Origin of the sequence: Idiomarina piscisalsi, assembly GCF_002211765.1 — a bacterium.
Lineage (GTDB): Bacteria > Pseudomonadota > Gammaproteobacteria > Enterobacterales > Alteromonadaceae > Idiomarina > Idiomarina piscisalsi_A.
The window spans coordinates 969,708-990,368 of sequence record NZ_CP022133.1; the positions used below are offsets into that span (position 1 = coordinate 969,708).

The 20,661-nt window shown below is 47.7% G+C and carries 18 protein-coding genes; 10 read left to right on the plus strand and 8 right to left on the minus strand.

Features of this window, described 5'->3' with window-relative positions; all coding sequences use genetic code 11:
• Positions 1 to 87 precede the first annotated feature (87 nt).
• Positions 88 to 1,143, plus strand: a complete 1,056-nt coding sequence (locus tag CEW91_RS04680; RefSeq protein WP_088767878.1) for an endonuclease/exonuclease/phosphatase family protein — start codon at positions 88 to 90, stop codon at positions 1,141 to 1,143.
• On the opposite strand, the gene CEW91_RS04685 is transcribed toward CEW91_RS04680, so the two are convergent.
• Together CEW91_RS04685 and CEW91_RS04690 are read right to left on the minus strand one after the other, a co-directional pair.
• Entirely contained in the window at positions 1,133 to 2,026 is an 894-nt protein-coding gene (locus CEW91_RS04685; protein ID WP_088767879.1) for a DMT family transporter, read from the minus strand. The genes CEW91_RS04680 and CEW91_RS04685 overlap by 11 nt on opposite strands.
• 27 nt (positions 2,027 to 2,053) lie before the next feature.
• Positions 2,054 to 2,467 (minus strand): DUF3293 domain-containing protein, encoded by a 414-nt coding sequence (locus tag CEW91_RS04690; RefSeq protein ID WP_088767880.1) that lies wholly within the window; start codon positions 2,465 to 2,467, stop codon positions 2,054 to 2,056.
• A 63-nt stretch (positions 2,468 to 2,530) separates the two neighbouring features.
• Between CEW91_RS04690 and CEW91_RS04695 the strand changes: the two genes are divergently transcribed.
• Entirely contained in the window at positions 2,531 to 2,944 is a 414-nt protein-coding gene (locus CEW91_RS04695; protein ID WP_088767881.1) for a VOC family protein, read from the plus strand.
• A gap of 141 nt (positions 2,945 to 3,085) precedes the next feature.
• On the plus strand, positions 3,086 to 4,381 hold the full coding sequence (locus CEW91_RS04700; RefSeq protein WP_088767882.1) for a methyl-accepting chemotaxis protein: 1,296 nt from the start codon (positions 3,086 to 3,088) through the stop codon (positions 4,379 to 4,381).
• A gap of 5 nt (positions 4,382 to 4,386) precedes the next feature.
• Here the strand turns inward: CEW91_RS04700 and CEW91_RS04705 are convergent, their stop codons facing one another.
• Together CEW91_RS04705 and CEW91_RS04710 are read right to left on the minus strand one after the other, a co-directional pair.
• Positions 4,387 to 5,172: an SDR family oxidoreductase gene (locus CEW91_RS04705; RefSeq protein ID WP_088767883.1), complete on the minus strand. Its 786-nt coding sequence runs from the start codon at positions 5,170 to 5,172 to the stop codon at positions 4,387 to 4,389.
• 3 nt (positions 5,173 to 5,175) lie between these two features.
• Entirely contained in the window at positions 5,176 to 6,747 is a 1,572-nt protein-coding gene (locus tag CEW91_RS04710; RefSeq protein ID WP_088767884.1) for an AbgT family transporter, read from the minus strand.
• Between the two features lie 100 nt (positions 6,748 to 6,847).
• On the opposite strand from CEW91_RS04710, the gene rnhB reads away from it, so the two are divergent.
• From rnhB to CEW91_RS04730, 4 genes are all read left to right on the plus strand, one after another.
• Positions 6,848 to 7,411, plus strand: a complete 564-nt coding sequence (gene rnhB, locus CEW91_RS04715; protein WP_088767885.1) for a ribonuclease HII — start codon at positions 6,848 to 6,850, stop codon at positions 7,409 to 7,411.
• A gap of 69 nt (positions 7,412 to 7,480) precedes the next feature.
• On the plus strand, positions 7,481 to 8,416 hold the full coding sequence (locus tag CEW91_RS04720; protein WP_088767886.1) for an isopenicillin N synthase family dioxygenase: 936 nt from the start codon (positions 7,481 to 7,483) through the stop codon (positions 8,414 to 8,416).
• A 27-nt stretch (positions 8,417 to 8,443) separates the two neighbouring features.
• Positions 8,444 to 10,252, plus strand: a complete 1,809-nt coding sequence (locus CEW91_RS04725; protein WP_232507028.1) for a bifunctional metallophosphatase/5'-nucleotidase — start codon at positions 8,444 to 8,446, stop codon at positions 10,250 to 10,252.
• Positions 10,252 to 11,454: a multidrug effflux MFS transporter gene (locus tag CEW91_RS04730; RefSeq protein ID WP_088767888.1), complete on the plus strand. Its 1,203-nt coding sequence runs from the start codon at positions 10,252 to 10,254 to the stop codon at positions 11,452 to 11,454. The genes CEW91_RS04725 and CEW91_RS04730 overlap by 1 nt, the downstream gene beginning before the upstream one ends.
• A 4-nt stretch (positions 11,455 to 11,458) precedes the next feature.
• Here the strand turns inward: CEW91_RS04730 and CEW91_RS04735 are convergent, their stop codons facing one another.
• Together CEW91_RS04735 and fadE are read right to left on the minus strand one after the other, a co-directional pair.
• Complete coding sequence (locus CEW91_RS04735; protein WP_088767889.1) at positions 11,459 to 13,027, minus strand: AbgT family transporter; 1,569 nt, start codon at positions 13,025 to 13,027, stop codon at positions 11,459 to 11,461.
• A 118-nt stretch (positions 13,028 to 13,145) separates the two neighbouring features.
• The gene (fadE, locus tag CEW91_RS04740; protein ID WP_088767890.1) at positions 13,146 to 15,599 is read right to left on the minus strand and encodes an acyl-CoA dehydrogenase FadE; all 2,454 of its coding nucleotides are present in this window, start codon (positions 15,597 to 15,599) and stop codon (positions 13,146 to 13,148) included.
• Between the two features lie 143 nt (positions 15,600 to 15,742).
• Here fadE and CEW91_RS04745 point away from each other — a divergent pair, with 143 nt between their 5' ends.
• Positions 15,743 to 16,498, plus strand: a complete 756-nt coding sequence (locus tag CEW91_RS04745) for a DUF3108 domain-containing protein (RefSeq protein WP_088767891.1) — start codon at positions 15,743 to 15,745, stop codon at positions 16,496 to 16,498.
• A gap of 5 nt (positions 16,499 to 16,503) precedes the next feature.
• Here CEW91_RS04745 and purN read toward each other — a convergent pair whose 3' ends face one another.
• On the minus strand, positions 16,504 to 17,142 hold the full coding sequence (purN, locus tag CEW91_RS04750; RefSeq protein WP_088767892.1) for a phosphoribosylglycinamide formyltransferase: 639 nt from the start codon (positions 17,140 to 17,142) through the stop codon (positions 16,504 to 16,506).
• Positions 17,142 to 18,197 (minus strand): phosphoribosylformylglycinamidine cyclo-ligase, encoded by a 1,056-nt coding sequence (gene purM, locus CEW91_RS04755; protein ID WP_088767893.1) that lies wholly within the window; start codon positions 18,195 to 18,197, stop codon positions 17,142 to 17,144. Before purM ends, purN begins: the two co-directional genes overlap by 1 nt.
• Positions 18,198 to 18,316: 119 nt before the next feature.
• On the opposite strand from purM, the gene CEW91_RS04760 reads away from it, so the two are divergent.
• Together CEW91_RS04760 and CEW91_RS04765 are read left to right on the plus strand one after the other, a co-directional pair.
• Positions 18,317 to 19,465 carry a peptidase C39 family protein gene (locus tag CEW91_RS04760; RefSeq protein WP_088767894.1) on the plus strand — a complete coding sequence of 383 codons (1,149 nt, stop codon included), beginning with the start codon at positions 18,317 to 18,319 and terminating at the stop codon, positions 19,463 to 19,465.
• A gap of 76 nt (positions 19,466 to 19,541) precedes the next feature.
• Positions 19,542 to 20,660 (plus strand): NADH:flavin oxidoreductase, encoded by a 1,119-nt coding sequence (locus CEW91_RS04765; protein WP_088767895.1) that lies wholly within the window; start codon positions 19,542 to 19,544, stop codon positions 20,658 to 20,660.
• The last annotated feature ends 1 nt before the right edge of the window (position 20,661 follow it).

The window sequence follows — 20,661 nt, forward strand, 5'->3', positions numbered from 1 at the left end:
CGTTTACTGAGACCTTAACACTTCCTTTCCCCTTCTTTTATGTAGCTATGTTATGGTTTTCATATCTGAGAAGCATAGAGAGCCAAGATGTTTGAAATTATTTACCTTTCTTTAGCGATATTGCTGGCGGTTCTAACGTTAGCGCCGTTGTCGTGGTCGCAGGTTTGGTGGATTCGTGGGCTGGATTTTCCCAGGTTACAGCTTTCGGTGGTGCTAAGTATGCTGCTGGTAGTCGGCTTTGTGGTTATACGTGACTGGACGTCGGTTACTGCGGTGGCTATGGGGCTTATTATTGGTTGTCTTGTTTGTCAGCTGTGGTGGGTGGTGCCTTACACGGTATTTTTTCCCAAAGAGGTGAAAGCGCTTAATAAGCGTGAGGCGGGTGGTCGGCTTCGGGTAATGACGGCGAATGTCCTGACGCCTAATCGTAACAGTGACCGACTTATTCAGTTAGTTCGGGATTATACGCCGGATGTTCTGGTGACGCTTGAGTCTGATGCATGGTGGGGTAAGCAATTAGAAGCTATTGAAGAGAACTACCCTCATACGGTTAAGGTGCCTCTGGACAACCTTTATGGTATGCACGTCTACTCGAGGTTGCCATTGTCTGACGTTAGTGTTGAATACTTAATTGAAGACGATAAGCCGTCGATACATTGCTTTATTGAATTGCCAACAGGCCAGAGGGTCAAAGCACACTTTGTGCATCCGGCGCCGCCGAGTCCAACGGAAAATGAGGAGTCGGAAGAACGTGACGGTGAGCTGCTTTTGGTTGCCCGACAGGTTGAGCCTGATAAGCATCCAACGATAGTTACTGGCGACTTGAACGATGTGGCGTGGTCGAGAACGACACTGCTCTTTCGAAAGGTAAGCGGTCTGTTAGACCCGCGTGTGGGGCGGGGCATGTTTAACACGTTCCACGCGGACTATTGGTTTGCTCGCTGGCCGCTTGATCATATCTTTCATAGTCACCACTTTGCGCTGGTCTCAATGACTCGCCTGCCTGGATTTGGCTCTGACCACTTCCCGCTACTAACGGAACTGGCTCTTGCGCCCGGTGAAAATGGTATTAATGACGGTCCTTCGCCTGACGAAGAGGACAAAGAAGCTGCCGATGAAATCGTCAAAAAGGCTATGGCTTAAGCTTTTTCTTAAAATGAATACGCTGTACGAGTAATCCGGTAATGATGAGCGCTAAGCCTGCAATAGTGCTGACATAAATGGTTTCGCCAATAATTGCTGACAGTAGTAGCAGTGAAATAAACGGCGATACAAAAATCAGGTTGCTAATAAGTGCGGTGTTAGTGGCTGTTTTCATGGCTTTTAGCCAAAACAAAAACGTAATACCCATCTCAAATAACCCGACATAACTGACAGCCGCCCAGCCTTGCCAGGGGATATTCGACCAGTCGCTCCAGATAAAGCTGGCAACAATTAAAACCGGCAGAGCTAAACCAAAGGATAAAACCAGGCTAACAACAGAATCAGCATTGCGCCGGGTGTTCAGTATCCAGTAACCGGCCCACAGGAAGGTTGATATTAAGGCTAATAAAACACCCCAGGGGTTGCTAAAGCTTAGCCCTAATAAGTCACCACGCGTTGCTATAATTAACACACCAAAATAGCCCAGTGCGCAGGCTACCCAGTCGCGGCGACGGATATGTTGCTTTAAAAACAAGGCCGCCATAATACTAAGTGCTATTGCCCAGGTGTAATTCAGGGGCTGAGCTTCGGAGGCAGGTAGCAGTTTATAGGCCTGAAAGAGCACCAAATAGTAGATAAGAGGGTTAATAAGGCCCATAAGTACGTAGTACAAGGGCATTTTTCGTAGTTCAAGCAACAACAAGTGAGATTTTTTCTGAATCACACAGACGAGGCTTAAAACAGCAAAAGATACCGCACTGGCGGCTGTCACCATCTGTAACGGCGTCATGTACTCTAGTGTGATTTTAAACGCCGTAGCGACCGTCGACCATAGTAAAACGGCGATAATGGCGTAGATAAAGGCGAGTTTATCAGCGGCTATGGTGTGATGGCATGGCGCCCCCTTAACTCATACGTCGATGAGCACTGCAGCTTGTTGGTGTTCAATCCAGAGAAAGGCATTCTGCTGATATCGGCGGGCAAGGTCAATGACTGTTTGTTGACTCAACCCTAAAACCATAAAGCTTTCTTCGGCGAGCCATTGATTGTCGCGATCTTCTCCAGCGCCGTAAAAGTAACGAATGCCTTTTAAATTGCTAATATCTGCTTCTAAAAGTAGGTTTCGGTGCCTATTCTCGTGAGTACTTAAAAGTGAACTGTGTGGATTAAAGGCGGTAATAAAGGCTCCGGTTTTACAATTAACGTCATGACATAGTGAATTAAAATCGCTGCTGATGTCGCCAACGGACAGAGTGATTTTTCGATCATCCACGACAAACCAGTAGTCGGTATTTTTATAGTGTTCCAGCAATGTTGCGTCCATACTTTGACCATGGCTTAAGCGTTAATTAAAGTAAGACTGTAACTTTTGCGACAGTGAGATTCTATGAACCGAAGTATTAGTGTTATTACGCTGGGCGTTGATGACTTAAAGCGTGCGCTCGCTTTTTATCAGGACGGTTTAGGATGGGAAACGGATGGCATAGTCGGTGAAGGTCTTGAGAATGGAGCGGTTGTTTTCTTTAAACTGCCGAGCGGCTTAAGGTTGGCTTTGTGGCCGCGTAAAAGCATTGCTGCTGAAATGGGAGTTGATGTCGCTAAAAATGCTAATGAGGTACTGCTGAGCCACAATGTCAGTTCCCGCTCTGAAGTTGATACAGTCATGAATGAAGCGAAATTGGCAGGAGCAACCACTCTTCATGAGGCTAGAGAATTATTTTGGGGTGGCTACGGCGGTTTCTTCAAAGACCTTGACGGCCATATTTGGGAAGTTACCTGGAATCCGGAGTGGAGCTCCTAGTCTTGGTTAAAGTTGTTGTTTTGATTTAGATTAAATATATGTGAGTATTTACTCTAAAATAGAATTTGTTTTGATCTGATACAGACGACGACGCGTAAAATACTGCATTCAGATGCCCTTATTTGTAGTAGGAATGCCCAGATGCTCTGCGCTAAAACGAAACACCAGCTTGCCAAGACCACCGAAGAGCTTGAGCAGTACAAACAATTAATGAATGCAGTTGACAGTAACGTTGCACGCATTGATTTTACCCCTCAGGGCTACGTTTTGAACGCCAATAATCAGTTCTTAGAAACGATGGGTTATAGTCTGGATGATGTGATATCTAAGCATCACAAAATGTTTTGTGAATCGAGCTATTCGTCTTCTCAAGCGTATCGAACGTTTTGGCAGCAGTTGGCAGAGGGCAAGTCGCAACGTGAGCGATTTAAGCGCATTCGCAGTAATGGCGACATTATTTGGTTAGAAGCGACGTACTTTCCCGTTAAAAACGAGAAAGGCGAGGTGGTTTTCATTACGAAAATTGCCAGTGACGTCACCGATGAAGTCACAGCCTTAGAGCAGCAAACCGCTATTAATACAGCAATTAATAAGTCAATGGCGACGATTGAGTTCTCACCTGACGGAATGATTACCTGGGCAAATGATAACTTTCTGAACACAGTAGGTTATTCGTTAAGCGATATTACCGGAAAACACCACAAGCTATTTTGTGAGCAAAGCTTCTACGATGAGAACCCAGGGTTTTGGCGTGAGCTTGCTAAAGGCGAGTTTAAAACTGGGCGTTTTAAGCGGGTCAGCAAGCAGGGGCAACCGATATGGCTGGAAGCCAGTTATAACCCAATTTTTGATAGCAGCGGTCAAGTTGTGAAGGTTATTAAGTTCGCCAGCGACGTAACGGAGCAAGTGCTAAAAGCCGAGCAAACCACAGAAGCGGCGGAAATTGCGTATTCAACGTCTCAGCAAACGGCGATGATAGTGAAAGACGGTAAAGCTTCTATGGATGTTTCGGTGGAAATGTCGAGTGAAATACTCGCTAAAAGCCAGAGAACGGATGCCATTATTGAGCAGTTGCAAGAACAGGCGAATAGTATTGAAGACATTGTGAAAACGATAAATGCTCTGGCTGATCAAACGAATCTACTGGCGCTAAACGCGGCGATTGAAGCGGCCAGAGCAGGAGAGCATGGTCGCGGGTTTGCCGTCGTTGCTGACGAAGTACGAAACCTGGCGACTCGAACCACTCAGGCCACTAGCGAAATATCAGGCGTGATGCAGCGCAGCTCTGAAGTTTCTGAAGCCATTTCCTTATCGATTGACGATATTCAAGAGATGGCACAACGAGGACAAGAGCAAATAGAAAAAGTGAAAGCGGTAATGGATGAGATAGACGAAGGTGCAACGAATGTTGTTAACGCCGTCAGTCATCTTTCCTAGCAAGCTTAACGGTTAGCTAGCATTTTCCTTAGTAATCCTGGCATAAAGCGCTGCAACAGTGGCGCTAATTTGCTCATGCCTTTGCCGCTAACCACTTCCGCTTTATTGTTTTCTATTGCCTGAATAATATCTGATGCACATTGCTCAGGACTAATACCGCCTGCGTTGTCGGTGTCTTCCTTGCCTCGTAGTGAACCGTCTCCGGTTAGAGCGTTATGGGCAATTTGAGTATGTACAAAGCCTGGAAGTATGGTGGTGCACTGCACGCCATGCTCAGCCATTTCAGCTCGTAAACAGTCCATGTAACCAATAACAGCAAACTTAGCACCGGAATAACCGCTACGAAGTTTGGTGCCCACTTTTCCGGCGACGCTGGAAACGGTGACGATGTGCCCGTTATGACGTTCAATCATACCTGGAAGTACGACTTGATTTAACGCGACTACCGAGAAGTAGTCGACTTCCATTAGTGTTCGGTAAACCGGAAGCTCTGTTTCCACGACTAGGCTGCGCTGAGAAACGCCGGCATTATTAATTAAAATATCGACTGTTTTATTAGCTAATGCTGACGACGCCGTTTCTTTTGCTTTTTCCGGGTGGCTTAAGTCGAGGGCTAAGACGCTGTGAGCATCTGGGCTTGGCAGTGACAGGCGCAACTCCTCCAGCTGAGATTCGCGACGCGAAGTGAGAATAAGCTTCGCACCTTTTTCTGCGAGTTGATGCGCCAGCGCTAAACCGATGCCTGAAGAAGCACCGGTTAGCCAGACTGTCTTATTCGCAATAGCAGTCATTGGTTAGCCTGCCGGGTAGGTATAACTAGCCTGGAAGCCCAGAGGAATACCCAGAGTCCAGTAAATCACCAGGAACGCCGACCACAACACCAGTAGTGAAACGGTGTATGGCAGCATCATGGAAACCAGCGTGCCTATGCCGGTCTTCTTAACGTAACGCTGGCAGTAAACGACAACCAGAGGGAAGTACGGCAATAATGGCGTAATGATGTTGCTGGACGAGTCGCCCACACGATAAGCCGCTTGCGTTAAATCGGGCGAGTAACCTAGTTGCATCAGCATAGGCACGAAAATAGGTGAAATAAGCGCCCATTTAGCCGACGCTGACCCCACAAACAAGTTGATAAACGCGACCAAGAAGACAATACCCACCATGGTAACGCCACCTGACAGCTCTAAGCTGGCAAGGAAGTTAGCGCCTTTTACTGAAATAAGTGTTCCTAACTGAGAATCGCCGAACGCTTTAATGAACAGCGCACAGAAGAACGCCATGACCATATAATAAGCCATGCCTTCCATCGATTTACTCATCGCGCCAATAACGTCTTGCGAGTTCGTAAAGTTACCTGATACGTACCCGTGAACAATGCCCGGAATGATAAACAACAGGAATATTAACGGGACAATCATGCCCATTAGTGGTGCGCCCAAAGAAGCTAATTCACCCGTTTGTGGATCGGCCAGTGGCGAATTTTCTGCTGTCGCTGAAAAGTACAGTAGAACAATGCCAGCCAACATGGTGAGAGAAGCGGCGTAAAACGCTTTGCGGTCACGTGGAGAAACATCATCAACCGCCGGCATATCGTCAGGATGTCCGTCGATTTCGGCACCGCGAAGGCGAGGTTCAACGACTTTGTCAGTTAAGAACCAACCGATAGCCACCACGACAATAGAAGACGCAGCCGTAAAGAAGTAGTTATTCAACGGGTTCAGTTGAATGTCAGCATCAATAATTTGCGCCGCGCTTTGGGTAAAACCCTGCAGCAATGGGTCAATAGCGGAAGGCACAAAGTTAGCACTGAAACCACCGGAAACCCCGGCGAATGCGGCTGCAATACCGGCTAATGGATGACGACCTGCCGCATAGAAGATAACTCCGCCTAATGGAATGACCAACACGTAGCCCGCGTCGACTGCCGTGTGGCTGACAATAGCCACCAAAATAAGCATTGGCGTGAGTAAGGCTTTTGGTGTTACGTTCAGCATAAGTTTAATGGCTACGTCGATATAACCTGAACGTTCGGCCACACCGACCCCCAGCATTGCCAGCAATACAACGCCTAATGGCGCAAAGCCCATAAAGGTATCGACCATGTTCGCCAAGAACGCTGTTATTTCAGGGCCACTCAGCAAATTAGTAACGCTAATGGCCTCGCCGGTCAGTGGGTGTGTTTCGTCAAAGCTAACGCCTGACATCGCCCATGACATGACCCAAACAATAATGAGTAAGCCGAAAAACATAACGGCTGGGTCAGGAAGCTTGTTGCCAACTTTTTCTACGCCGTCGAGCATGCGGTTGAGCAGACTGTTCGGTTTTTCCTTTTGCGAACGATCCGGTTGAGGAGATTGAGCCATGGTATATTCCTGATTGTTATTTTATTGGTCTAATTATTATCCGCAGGTATCATAACCATTATTTAGTGTTTGAACAAAGCAACAAGGTGAAAATTTCCCCATGATTTGTGGTGTCGATGAAGCGGGCAGAGGTCCTATTGCAGGGCCGGTTGTCGCCGCTGCGGTTATTCTTGATCCTGAACGTCCTATTGAAGGGCTCAATGACTCGAAAAAGTTGAGTGAGAAAAAGCGTGCAAAGCTCAGCACAGAGATAAAAGAAAAAGCCCTGTACTGGGCGATAGCGCAGTCTGACCCGGACGAGATTGAACAAATCAATATACTCTGGGCAACGATGAAAGCCATGCAGCGTTCCGTGGAAGCCTTGCCGGTGGCCCCAAGTAAGGTACTGATTGATGGTAACCGCGTTCCCGAATTGAATGTACCCGCCGAAGCTATTGTGGGCGGTGACGCCAGTGAAGCTTGTATTGCCGCCGCCTCTATTTTGGCGAAAGTTGAGCGGGACCGGCAAATGCTCGAATGGCACGAGCGCTATCCGGAATACGAGTTTCATAAGCACAAAGCGTACGGAACGGCGCGCCACATTGAGTTATTAAAAAAGTATGGACCGTGTCCTATTCATCGGCGAGACTATAAGCCGGTTCGTGAGGCCTTGGCTAACTTGTGATTTTATCTCCCAAGCCTTAAAATATCGGCTCTTTCCGTTATTTCTAAATTGATAAGTTGGAACACCACCATGCAGTCTATTCCTCACGTCGATATGCGACGTTATCACGATAATTTCGATGCCTTCACTCAGGATGTTGGTCAGGGCTATGAAAAATATGGCTTTATTGCCCTCACCCAGCATGGTGTTGATACTGCGCTTATTGAACGTGCGTTGGACACGTGTCGTGAGTTATTCGCACTGCCGGACGAAGTGAAAAAACAATATCACCGTCCCGGAGAAGGTGGCGCGCGCGGCTATACGCCATTTGGCACAGAAATAGCCAAAGACGCAGAGCACGTGGACTTAAAAGAATTCTGGCACGTTGGTCGAGAAGTAGAGGGTACGCCTGCGTATCCGCAACTATTACCGAATGTCTGGCCAGCAGAGTTACCAAAGTTTAAAGACGACATGCTAGCTATCTATGAAGCACTGGATAAGCTGGGTAACCAGGTGCTGGATGCGTTGGCTGTATATTTAGGCCAGCCTAAAGACTTTTTTCGCGACAAAGTGAATAACGGCAACTCAATTTTGCGCCCACTGCATTACCCGCCTATTATTGATGAAGACACGCCGTCCGTGCGTGCAGGCGCACACGAAGATATTAATGTACTGACTTTATTGGTTGGTTCGAGGGAGCCTGGGTTAGAAGTCTTAGCAAAAGACGGCAGCTGGGTACCTGTGACGATTATCGAAGGTGCGATTATTTGTAATGTGGGCGACATGTTGCAGCGTTTAACCAACCATGTATTACCGTCTACAACGCACCGAGTGGTTAATCCGCCTGCGCCGTATAATGAAAAGTCGCGTTACTCAATTCCGTTCTTTTTACACTTTAATCCGGACGTAATGATAACGCCGCTTGAGAGCTGTATTACAGCCGAAAACCCGCAGCGAGACGAGCCGATTACGGCCGATGATTATTTAATGCAGCGTTTGCGTGAAATTGGTCTGATTAAAGACTAATAGCAATCCACACGAAGGAGTATGCAGGTGAATAAGAACAAGCGTCTTTTCAGTCAGCTAGCGCGTGGTATGACTATCGTTTTCGGCTCGGCGGCCGTGCTCAGTTGTGCGTCTGCACCTGAACCAATGCCCAAAAGCGAAAATTTTGAGCTGACGGTGTTGCATGTCAACGACCACCACTCAACGCTAGACGCAAAGCAGCAAACGCTGGTATGGGCTGACCAGGATTGGCAGGTAGAAGCCGGTGGTTTTCCTCGTATTGGCGCGCAGATAAAAGCGCTAAGAGCCGCTAATGATCATGTTCTTACCCTGCATGCCGGAGACGCGGTAACCGGCAGCTTGTATTTTACCTTGTTTGGTAGTGAAGCCGACGCCCGCATGATGAATAACGTTTGCTTCGATGCGTTTACCATAGGCAACCACGAGTTTGACACGGGGGACGCCGGTCTTGCCAAGTTCTTACAGCAGTTAGGATCACCTCAGTGTCAGACGGCCAAACTGAGTGCGAATATACAACCCGAAGTGGGTCAGTCACCGCTGACGCCAGATAATCAATGGCAAATGTTTAAGCCTTACACCATTGTTAAGCGTGGTGGTGAAGAGGTGGCGATTATTGGTTTAACCATTGCCAGTAAAACCAAAAAATCTTCACAGCCGGATAAAAGTACTGAGTTTTTAGACGAACTTGAAACGGCACAAAAATACATTGCTGAGGTTCAGCAGCAGGGCGTTGAAAAAATTGTTTTGTTGACGCACATCCAATATGAGCGTGACATGGAACTGGTTCAACAGCTGCCGGGGGTTGATGTTGTCGTTGGTGGAGATTCACATACTTTACTGGGCGACTTTAGTGAATTTGGAATGACCGCCGCTGGTCCTTATCCGACAGAGCTTACCAATGTAAACGGCGAAAAGGTCTGCGTTGCTCATGCGTATCAATATTCGTTGGTGGTGGGCGAGTTAAAAGCAACATTTGATGGCGACAAAATAGCCGAGTGCGGCGGTCGGCCTCATTATTTATTGGGCGAAGACATTCAGGTATCTGACGGTATTGTGACGACCTATGAACCGATTAAAACTGCGTTAAAAGAGAGTGGTGTTTACAGCTTCGTTGAACCCGATGCCGAGCTTCAGTCCATATTAGAAGACTATCGAAGCAAAGTTGACGATTTTTCAGCAGAAGTTATTGCAGATGTGCCTCAGCAAATTTGCTCTCAGCAAGTTGATAGAAACCGTCGGCCTGGCTGTGCGCAGGTAATCAGCTCAGGCGCTCACCGAGTGGTGGCTGAAGCGTTTCTACACTCGGTACCGGAAGCCGACTTTGCGATTCAAAATGGTGGCGGAGTTCGTTCTGACATTGCCGAAGGCGACTTTACGGTGGGTGATGCCTTTACCGTATTACCGTTTGCAAATACCTTAGTGAAATTAGAGCTGACAGGCTCCGAGTTTAAGCAGGCAATGGAAGAAGCCTTAGCCTATGCCGTTTCCGATGGTGGCTCCCAGGGAGCATACCCATACGGGGCTGGTATTCGCTACTCAGTCGATTTAACCGAAGAAACCGGTTCCCGCGTATCGGACCTGGAAGTGTGGGATAAAGGCAGCCGGAGTTGGCAGCCGATGTCGGCGCGAGCCACTTATATTCTGGTGACGAATAGTTTTATTGCCGGTGGTCAGGATGGCTGGGACACATTTTATCGTGTCAGTGAGCGAGGCCGCGCCCGTAATACTGGCATAGACTATGCCCAGTCGTTAGTTAATTACGCGCGAGCGCAGGAAGTCTTGCAGCGGCCTGATGAGTTCGCGACTCAATCCTACACCCCTTTAGAGGGTAAATAGTGGCTCATTCATTTGAGCCAAGACCGGTCTCCGATAACGCCAGATTCGATTTTATTGTTGTCATTCTGGCGTTACTTACGGCGTTTGCGCCGCTGTCTATTGATATGTACTTGCCGGCGTTTAGCGCGATTGCCAGTGACTACGCGACCGACACGCATCATGTTGAATTATCACTGACTGCGTTTTTCTTTGGCTTGTTTATCGGGCAACTACTGTACGGCACGGCAACGGATAAGTTTGGTCGCAAAAACCCGCTTTATATCGGCTTGGCCATCTATGTGTTGACCTCTATTGCGTGCGCTTATGCCCCAGATATTCAGTGGTTGATTGTGCTGCGTTTTTTCCAGGCGATAGGCGCTTGTGCAGGTATTGTCATTGCCCGAGCTGTCGTGCGTGATCTCTATACACCGCAAGCGTCAGCACGAGTCTTCTCGTTTTTAATTCTTGTCATGGGGGTTGCGCCTATATTGGCGCCATTGTTCGGTGCTTATATTACCGAATGGATGGGGTGGCGAGCTCTGTTTCTCATTGTCGCTGCTTTAGGTGTCGCTTCCGCAGTGACAATTCACTTTGTGCTGCCGGAAACTCGCGGTCGCCGTTATGACGTGCGTATGCGCCATACCGGCACTACTTACTGGGCGGTATTCAGAGACCCTTCCTTCTTGCGCTATTCTCTTACCGGTGCTATCGCCCAGTCCGGATTATTTGCTTACATTACCGGCTCACCGAAAATGTTTATTGAAATTTTTGGGCTGGATCCGACGCATTACAGTTGGCTATTTGGTGTCAATGCCATTGGTATTATCGGCTTTTCTCAGTTAAATGGCTGGTTATTGAAGTACTATTCTTCCCGGAAAATATTGAATGTTTCTTTGCCAATACTGGCAATTGTTTCGACCGTTATGTGTGTCATGGCCTATATTAATGCCAGCTTTTGGGGCATTTTACTGCCTTTATTCGCTTATATTTCAACGCTGGGTTTGGTCTTTCCGAATGCTATGGCAGGTGCCCTAGCGGAGCAACAGGAGCGCGCTGGTTCAGCGTCTGCGGTTACCGGAAGTTTACAGTTCTTAATTGCAGGTTTAGTGTCAGCCGGTGTGAGCCAAGCGGGGGGCTTCACGGACTACGCAATGGCATGGGTAATAGGCGTGGCCGGCTTATTAGCAGTACTAGCGTACCGTGTAATGCGCCGGCCAGAATAACAAGTTATCCGTAATAGGTGGGGGCTGCCGGACCAACCGGTAGTCCAAAGCCAAATACCCAAATAAAGAACAACACGGTCCATCCTAAGAAGAAAATCATTGAGTAAGGCAGCATCATAGCGACCAATGTGCCAATACCTAAGTTTTGCTTATAGCGGGCAGCAACAGCCAGTATTAAACCAAAGTAACTCATCATGGGCGTTATCACGTTAGTGACCGAGTCTCCGATACGATAAGCCGCTTGAATCACTTCTGGTGAGTAACCAATAAGCATCAGCATAGGTACGAAAATTGGGGCAGTGATGGCCCATTGCGCGGACGCTGAGCCCAGCATTAGGTTTACAAATCCGCAGACCATAATGAAAAACACAAAAATGAGTGGTCCAGTCATGCCGATGTTGGTTAAAAACTCCGCGCCATTGATAGCGAAAATGGTGCCAAAGTTGGTCCATTTAAAGAAGTTAACGAACTGAGCGGCGAAGAAGACCAGCACGATATACATACCCATGGTGCCCATGCTGTGCGACATCGCATCAATGACGTCACGGTCGTTTTTCATGGTGTTTACGACTCGACCATAAACGAAACCTGGAATGGCGAAGAAGAAGAAAATGTAAACCACAACGCCTTTTAAGAACGGAGAGCCTTTCACATCACCGGTTTCAGGGTGGCGAAGAATACCCCATTCAGGTACCACTGTTAATGCAAGAATACCAGCTAGGACTAACGCGCTTACGCCGGCCAGCTTCAAACCGCGTTTCTCCATAATATTGAGTGGTTCCATCGATGACTGATCGGATAAATCAATGGACGCTTCGTCCTTATTGTATTTACCCAGCTTAGGTTCAACGATTTTGTCGGTAATTACCGCACCCATAATGGCAATAAGGAAGGTACTTATCATCATAAAATACCAGTTGGCTTCAGCGCCCACGGTATAGTTTTCGTCGACTATTTTTGCTGCTTCCTGAGTGATGCCGGAAAGTAATGGGTCAACGGTACCTATTAATAAATTGGCGCTATAGCCCGCCGAAACGCCAGCGAACGCGGCTGCCAGACCAGCGAGTGGGTGGCGACCCAGGCCATAGAAGATCATAGCCGCTAAAGGTACGAGAACAACATAACCTAACTCTGATGCGGTATTCGAAATAACGCCCGCAAAAACGACCGTCACCGTAATAAGCTTAGGCGGGGCTTTCATAACCAAGCCACGCATAGCCGCAGAAATCAGCCCGGAACGCTCAGCCACACCAACACCTAATAAAGCGACAAGCACCGTTCCCAATGGCGTAAAACCAGTAAAGTTAGTGACCAGGTTTGTCACAATTTTTTGTATGCCTTCGGCATTTAAAAGACTAACCGCCTGAATGACCGTTTCGCCGTCGCGAGGGTCAATAGCGCTAACGCCAAAATAGGCGGCCACACCGCTGGCAACAATAACCAGTAAACAAAAAATTGCGAATAAGGTGATAGGGTGAGGCAACAAGTTGCCTAACCATTCAACCATATCGAGGAATCGGGTAAACCAGCCGCGCTTACTTGTCTCTGAATAGCCATTATTGGAAGACTGCATAGCTTTCGCCTTTATTATTTTAACGTCATAATTTAAAAATCAGCACCGAATTCTAGCATAAAAAAAAGGCGACTCTGCAAAACAGAGTCGCCTTATTGGTTTTCGAGTGCTTAACGTTTTAAGCTGCGTCACTCTCTTTCAAGTTTTTCAGCGCATAATCAAACGCCGCTTTACCCGCTAGTAAGTCTTCCGGCGCAAAGTCGTCAACATTGATAGTACGTAAACGGCCTTCTTCCGTTTTTTCCAGAAGGGCGACTTCGTCATCGCTTAGTACGCCCAATTCTCTACCTTTAGCGGCAATCTGATCTAACTGAGTAAAGCTGAAACGTTTACCGGCTGCCTTGCAAACTTTGTCGTACAGTGGCTCGGCAGCAATGACGTTTTGCAGTGTTTCCTCTAAGAAACCAAAGTGACCTTCAGGGCTCAGGAACTGACCTTTACCCAGACGAGTGCGAACATCATTTGGAGACATCAGCATACGCGCAATTTTGTGATCGTTCTTGTCGCTTGGACGCTTCGCAATGCGACCCAGCGGGAACATAATGGCGCGCATGACAGAGCCAACACCACCAAAGTTATCCAACATAGACAGTTGAGCTTCCTGAAGCTTGTGCAAGGTATCCTGCATAGCCCAATGCATCAGTGGCAAGTCTTCTTTAATTTGCCCTTCATCATGGAAACGTTTCAAAATTGCAGAGCCAATGTATAGGTAGCTCAACATATCGCCTAAGCGGGCCGATACACGCTCTTTACGCTTCAGGCTGCCACCAAGCACGCCCATAGCGACGTCAGACAGCAATGCCATGTTGGCACTGAAACGGTTCATTTGCTGGTAGTACTTACGTGCAGGACCGCTTACAGGCACTGAACTTAAGCGATGACCACCAAAGCCGTAAAACACTGAGCGCATAAAGTTGCTTGCGGCAAAACCGATATGACCAAACAAGGCGTTATCGAACTTCTTAAGCGCTTCAAGGCCTTGCTCTGCTGACGCTTCCATTTCTTTTAATACGTAAGGATGGCAGCGAATGGCGCCCTGACCGTAAATCATCATGTTACGAGTCAGAATGTTCGCGCCTTCAACGGTAATGGCAACCGGTACGCCCTGGTAACCACGACCTAAGTAGTTATTTGGACCTAAACAGATGCCTTTACCGCCATGAATATCCATCGCGTCGTCCATGCAGGCGCGCAATTTCTCAGTCATGTGGTATTTAGCGATAGCACCGATAACGGAAGGCTTCTCACCCAAGTCGATACCTTTGGTGGACAGAGTCGTCACCGCGTCCATTAGATATGCGTTACCTGCGATGCGAGCCATTGGCTCTTCAACACCTTCCATTTTACCAATCGGTAGCTTGAATTGACGACGAATGCGTGAGTACGCACCGGTCGCCAGAGCAATAGATTTAATACCACCGGCACTGTTTGATGGCAGAGTAATAGAGCGGCCTACGGATAAACACTCAACCAGCATACGCCAGCCTTTACCGGCATTTTTCTGACCGCCAATAATATAGTCTAACGGTACGAATACATCATTGCCGCGAATCGGACCATTCTGGAACGGTACGTTCAGCGGGAAGTGACGACGACCAATTTCAACGCCTTTGGTGTCACGAGGAATCAGTGCACAGGTAATGCCCAGTTCTTTTTCTTCGCCGATTAAGCCGTCAGGATCGTACATTTTGAAAGCCAGACCTAATACGGTCGCAACCGGCGCCAGTGTGATATAGCGCTTATTGAAGTTCAGCTTAATACCAACGATTTCTTCGCCGTTCCACTCGCCTTTACAGACAACACCTGAGTCAGGAATCGCTCCGGCGTCAGAACCTGCTTCCGGGCTGGTTAATGCGAAACACGGAATTTCGTCACCACTTGCCAGGCGTGGCAGGTAATGATCCTGCTGCTCTTTGGTACCATAGTGCTGAAGCAACTCGCCCGGGCCTAATGAGTTAGGTACACCGACCGTCGAGGCTAAAACCGTACTAACACCGGCAAGCTTCTGCAGAACGCGAGACTGAGCGTACGCCGAAAACTCCAGACCACCGTATTCTTTTTTGATGATCATCGCGAAGAACTTATTGTCCTTCAGATACTGCCATACGTGCTCAGGCATATCGGTTAGCTCATGCGTGACTTCCCAATCATCCAGCATTTTGCAGACTTCTTCGCATGGACCATCTAAAAACGCTTGCTCTTCTGCGGTTAATTCTGCTTTTGGCACATCTAATAGCTTTTTCCAGTCAGGATCGCCGCTGAATAAGTCGCCGTCCCACCAAACTGTACCGGCTTCCAACGCATCGCGCTCGGTGTCAGACATTTCTGGCATGACTTTGCGGTACGCTTTAAGAATTGGCTTAGTTAGCAAGTTCATGCGAACGGGTGCTAAATTAAGAGGAATTAAGATAACGGCAAGAATTGTCCACAGCACAGGGCCGACAATTTCCAGTACGTTACCAATAGCAAACATAGCGACCATGCCCACGCTGAATAACAGTAGGCTAGCGCGCTTGTAAATGAGAGCTGCCGCAACAATAACGGTAGCGATAATCCAAAGTGCAATACTCATAGTGTAATACTCCGATTTGGAGGTCTGACCAGTTATACTGTGCAAGTTAGATCAACCAGACATTATTTTCAAGAAAAATTTGAACGCGCGTTTGAATTTTCTGTCAATGTAAGTATCCAGTTGTCACGGTGAATGGAGTAGTGATGTTAAAACGGACAATGTATTTTTTAATGGCTTCCACTGTACTGAGTTTCTCTCAGCTTGCGCCAGTTCACGCAGACGATACGGCAAAAGCAACTCAGGGCATTAACGATACCATGAAACCGTATGAAGCAAACTACGTTATTACACGTGGCGATAGTGAATATGGTGAGGGCTATCGATACTTAGAAGTGTCGCCTGACAACGAGTGGCAGTTGCGCACAAAATCTGACATTTCCTGGTTCATTTTGTCGGACACAAGAGAAGCTCGGTCTGTCTTTATTGTGGATGATGAAAATAACCGACTGGAGCCCCGCGAGTTTATTTACATGCGTACGGGAACCGGATCAGACAAGTCTTTTCATGGTGAATTCCGAGCAGATGATAAGAAGGTCCGCAATGTCGATACCGGTCGTATGCTGGATATAAATTGGGAAAATGCGTTGTTTGATGAAGCGAATGTCATTGAACAGTTACGCATTGATGTAGCGGGTGGAGCAGAGCAGTTTAAATACCGGGTGGTTAATGAGAAAGGTGAAGAAGACGAGTACCGTTTCAGAGTGATGGCCGAGAGTCAGGTTCTGTCCTTGCCATATGGAGAAGTTGAAGCGATAAAAGTAGGTCGCGTTCGCGACAATAACCGCCGCCAGACGTTTTTTTGGTTTGCCCCCGAATTAAACTACGTGATGGTTAAAATGCAGCAATTCAAAGAAGGTGACGAACAAGCCACCATGTCTTTGAGAAGTTTAGATATGTGATCAATTTACTCCGAGGCGTAGCCCTGAGCGCCCAAGACTTCACCGTCTAAAGTAACGCGGCCGCCTTCGAGTTTTACGCGCTCCTGGCAGAACCAGTTGACCACGAGTGGATAAATACGGTGCTCTTGTTCGTGCACTCGGGCTTGAACTTCGTCGACTGTGTCGCCTTCAAAAATAGGTACTTTGGCTTGCAATACGACTGGACCGCCATCGAGTTCTTCGGTGACGAAATGGACGCTTACGCCATGCTCGGTGTCGCCAGCATCTAATGCCCGTTGATGGGTATTTACACCTTTGTATTTCGGCAAAAGAGAAGGGTGGATGTTGAACATGCGACCTTCGTAATGACGAGTGAAGTCACCGGTCAGTATGCGCATAAAGCCAGCTAAGACGACTAAATCGGGCTGGTAACTATCAATTAACGCTTTAAGTTCAGCATCGTAAGCCTCGCGTGAATCAAATTCTCTGTGGCTCAGCACTTCCGTGCTAATACCCTTGGCTGCGGCTTTTTCCAGACCTTTCGCGGAAGCTTTATTAGAAATGACCGCAACCACTTCACCGGCAACTTTACCCTCTTCACAGGCTTGTTGAATGGCCTGCATATTACTGCCGGTGCCTGATATCAGTACAACAATGCGTTTCATTAGTGCGTCTCGTCGGCCAGAATATCGACTTGCTCTTCACCTTCCGACGCATTGGCTATGCGGCCGATTTTCCACGCATCTTCGCCAGCGTCGGTCAGTATCTGAATGGCTTTATCGGCTTGGTCATTAGGCACGGCAATAACCATACCCACACCGCAGTTAAAAGTGCGGTACATTTCTTTCATACTGACGTTGCCGTTGTCTTTCAACCAGTCAAAAATAACTGGCCAGTCCCAGCTGTTACCGTCAATAACGGCTTTACTGCCCTTTGGAAGGACTCGTGGAATGTTTTCCCAGAAGCCGCCACCGGTAATGTGTGACAAGGCATGCACAGGAACATGCTTAATCAGTTCAAGCACCGACTTAACATAAATGCGAGTAGGCTCTAATAAATGATCCGCTAGCGTTTTGCCTTGTAGGTGAGACTCTAAGTCGGCACCACTTACTTCAATAATCTTACGAATCAGTGAGTAGCCGTTTGAGTGCGGGCCGCTTGACGCCAGTGCAATTAAGGCATCGCCGTCAGCAACTTTGGTGCCGTCGATAATGTCTGACTTTTCGACAACCCCAGTACAAAAGCCCGCTAAGTCGTAGTCGCCATGTTCGTACATGCCCGGCATTTCTGCCGTTTCTCCGCCGATAAGTGCGCAGCCTGACTGTTCACAGCCGTCACCAATGCCTGCGACGACGTCAGCAGCAACCTCAACATCCAGTTTTCCTGTTGCGTAATAGTCTAGGAAAAACAGCGGCTCTGCGCCTTGCACAATAAGGTCGTTAACACACATCGCGACTAAGTCGATGCCGACACCGCGATGGCGTTTAAGGTCAATAGCTAAACGTAATTTTGTACCAACACCGTCCGTACCTGAGACTAAAACGGGTTGCTTGTATCCTGCTGGAATTTCACAAAGTGCGCCAAACCCACCAATGTTACCCATTACTTCTGGTCGATGCGTGCGTTTCGTCACGCCCTTGATACGGTCAACCAATGCATTACCAGCGTCAATATCGACGCCCGCGTCTTTGTAACTTAAAGAAGGTTTGTTATCGCTCACAGAATTATCCCGACAGGCAAAAAATTTGCGCGCAAGTTTAACACGATTTGTGGTACAAAAGGTAGTCTGAAGCCTGAGGTTATTAGCTCAGGAACTTTATTACGAGGTGCGCTCTAAGTATGGCTTCTCAAAGCTATAAAATAACCTGTGCTCAATCGCTTCATCTGGATGCCGTGGCAACGCTAGAAGCGAAAACCTACCCTGAAGATGCTATCAGCAAACGTAGCTTCCGCCGTTTTATTGAGTCGGAAACGGCCGACTTTTTTGTACTTGAAGTGAACGGCAACGTCGAAGGTTATGTTGTGGTGTTGTATCGCAACAACACCAACTTGGCTCGTTTGTATGCGCTGGTGGTCAGTGAACGTTATCGTCATAAAGGCTACGGGCGTTTATTGCTTCATAAAGGTGAAGAATTAGCTGACGAACGGCATTCTCTATTTTTACGTACCGAAGTGGCGGTGTCTAATAAGGTCGCTCAAAAGCTACTTATTGGTGATGGGTTTCACTCTATAGAGTTGCGAGAAGCCTACTTTCCGGTGACTCAGGCACAGTCGAGTGACGCGCTTGTGCTGCAAAAACTCCTGCCACGCTATGAACTCGGCGAAGATGCCGGTGTGGGCGCTACCGAAACCTACGTTCCTATGTTAACCCAGTCGACAGAGTTTACCTGTGGGCCGGCAAGCTTATTAATGGCGCTCGATTACTTTGGCTACCCAAGTCATGACCCTCAATCTGAAGAGCTGGAAATTTGGCGCGAAGCAACCACGATTTATATGACCTCTGGACACGGCGGTTGCGGACCTTATGGATTAGCTCGGGCCGCGTTAAAAAGAGGCTTGAATGTTCGTGTTGAGGTGAATACCGATCAGCCATTGTTTGTCGACTCGGTAAGGCATGAGCAGAAGAAAGCCGTTATTGAACGAATACAGCAAGTCGATATCGGCTATTTACGTGAGAGAAATGTAGCCGTATCCGTAGGCGATTATACACTAGAGTCGTTGTGTCATGACTTGGCGGCTGGGTCGTTGGTCATGGCGCTTATTTCAACCTATTTATTTGACGGTATTCGAGCACCCCATTGGGTTTTGATATGCGCCGCAGACGACGATTTTGTTTATATTAATGACCCAGATTACGATACCTTACCGTGGCAGTCGCCGACAGAAAGACAATACCTACCGATACCGGTCAAAACGTTCAGTAAAGCCTTTGGATATGGCGGCAAGAAGCAAAAAGCGGCGGTGATTCTGTCGGTTAAAAATAGGTAAAGTGATCAAATCACCTTGAAATCTCCGTAAATATGCACAAAGTCATAGTTTAGTTCCTAACAAAAAAGGATTCCGTATGAGCTCTGCATTTGATGATTTCGAGTTAAAAGGCCACAAGTTTGATAATCGCTTTGTGGTTGCGCCAATGACCCGCACCAGTGCTGATAAAAAAGGTAAGCCAACCGAGCTTATGGGTGAATACTACGAGCGGTTCGCTAAAGGTGGCTGGAGTATGATTATCAGTGAAGGTGTTTATACCGACCGTCAGGCAAGCCAGGGCTATATTAATCAGCCGGGTATTACTGATGCACCGCAAACCGATGCCTGGAAAGAAATTGTTGAAAAAGTACATGAGCACGACTGCAAATTTATTTTACAGCTGATGCACGCAGGCGCCCAGTTCCAACACAATGAATATACGGACACGCCGATCGCGCCAAGTGCCGTACAGCCTAAAGGTGAGCCATTGAGTTTATATGGTGAAACTGACGGCTGGCCAGAAGTGAAAGCAATGGACGAAAGCGACTTCGATGCGGTCATGCAAGGCTTCGTTGGCGCCGTGAAGCGCGCAGAAGAGGCAGGGTTTGACGGTATTGAGCTGCATGCCGCCAATGGTTACTTGCTGAATGAATTTTTAAGTGACTATTTCAACCAACGTGAAGACCAATGGGGTGGCAATATTGGTAAGCGTATTAAGTTTGTTGAAATGGTTGCAAAAGCGGCGAAAGCAGCGTCAAAAGATGATTTCATTGTTGGTATTCGCCTGGGCCAAATTACGGTGACCGACCCGGATTACCAGTGGCCGGAAGGCGAAGACGCTATGATAAAGCTGGTGAAAGCCTTGAAAGAGGCTGGAATAGACTATATTCATACAACGGACACCGACGTAAATCGTAAGCCATTTAAAGGTGGCAGTGCGAAGACGCTGGCGGAAGTTGTGCAGGAATTCAGCGATATTCCGTTGATAGTTAACGGTGGAATTGACCAGACCAATTATGAACACGTAGCCGCGCATTATCCGAACGCTATGATGGCAGTGGCTAAAGCGGCGTTGGCAAACCCTGATCTCCCTAAGCGTTTGAAGTCAGGTGACAAAATTGAAGATTTAGACTTCGCCATGTTGCAGCCGACAGCAACGCTTGAAAATGAGTGGAAATGGCGAACTGAGCACGATAAACATATAAACGATAAATAAA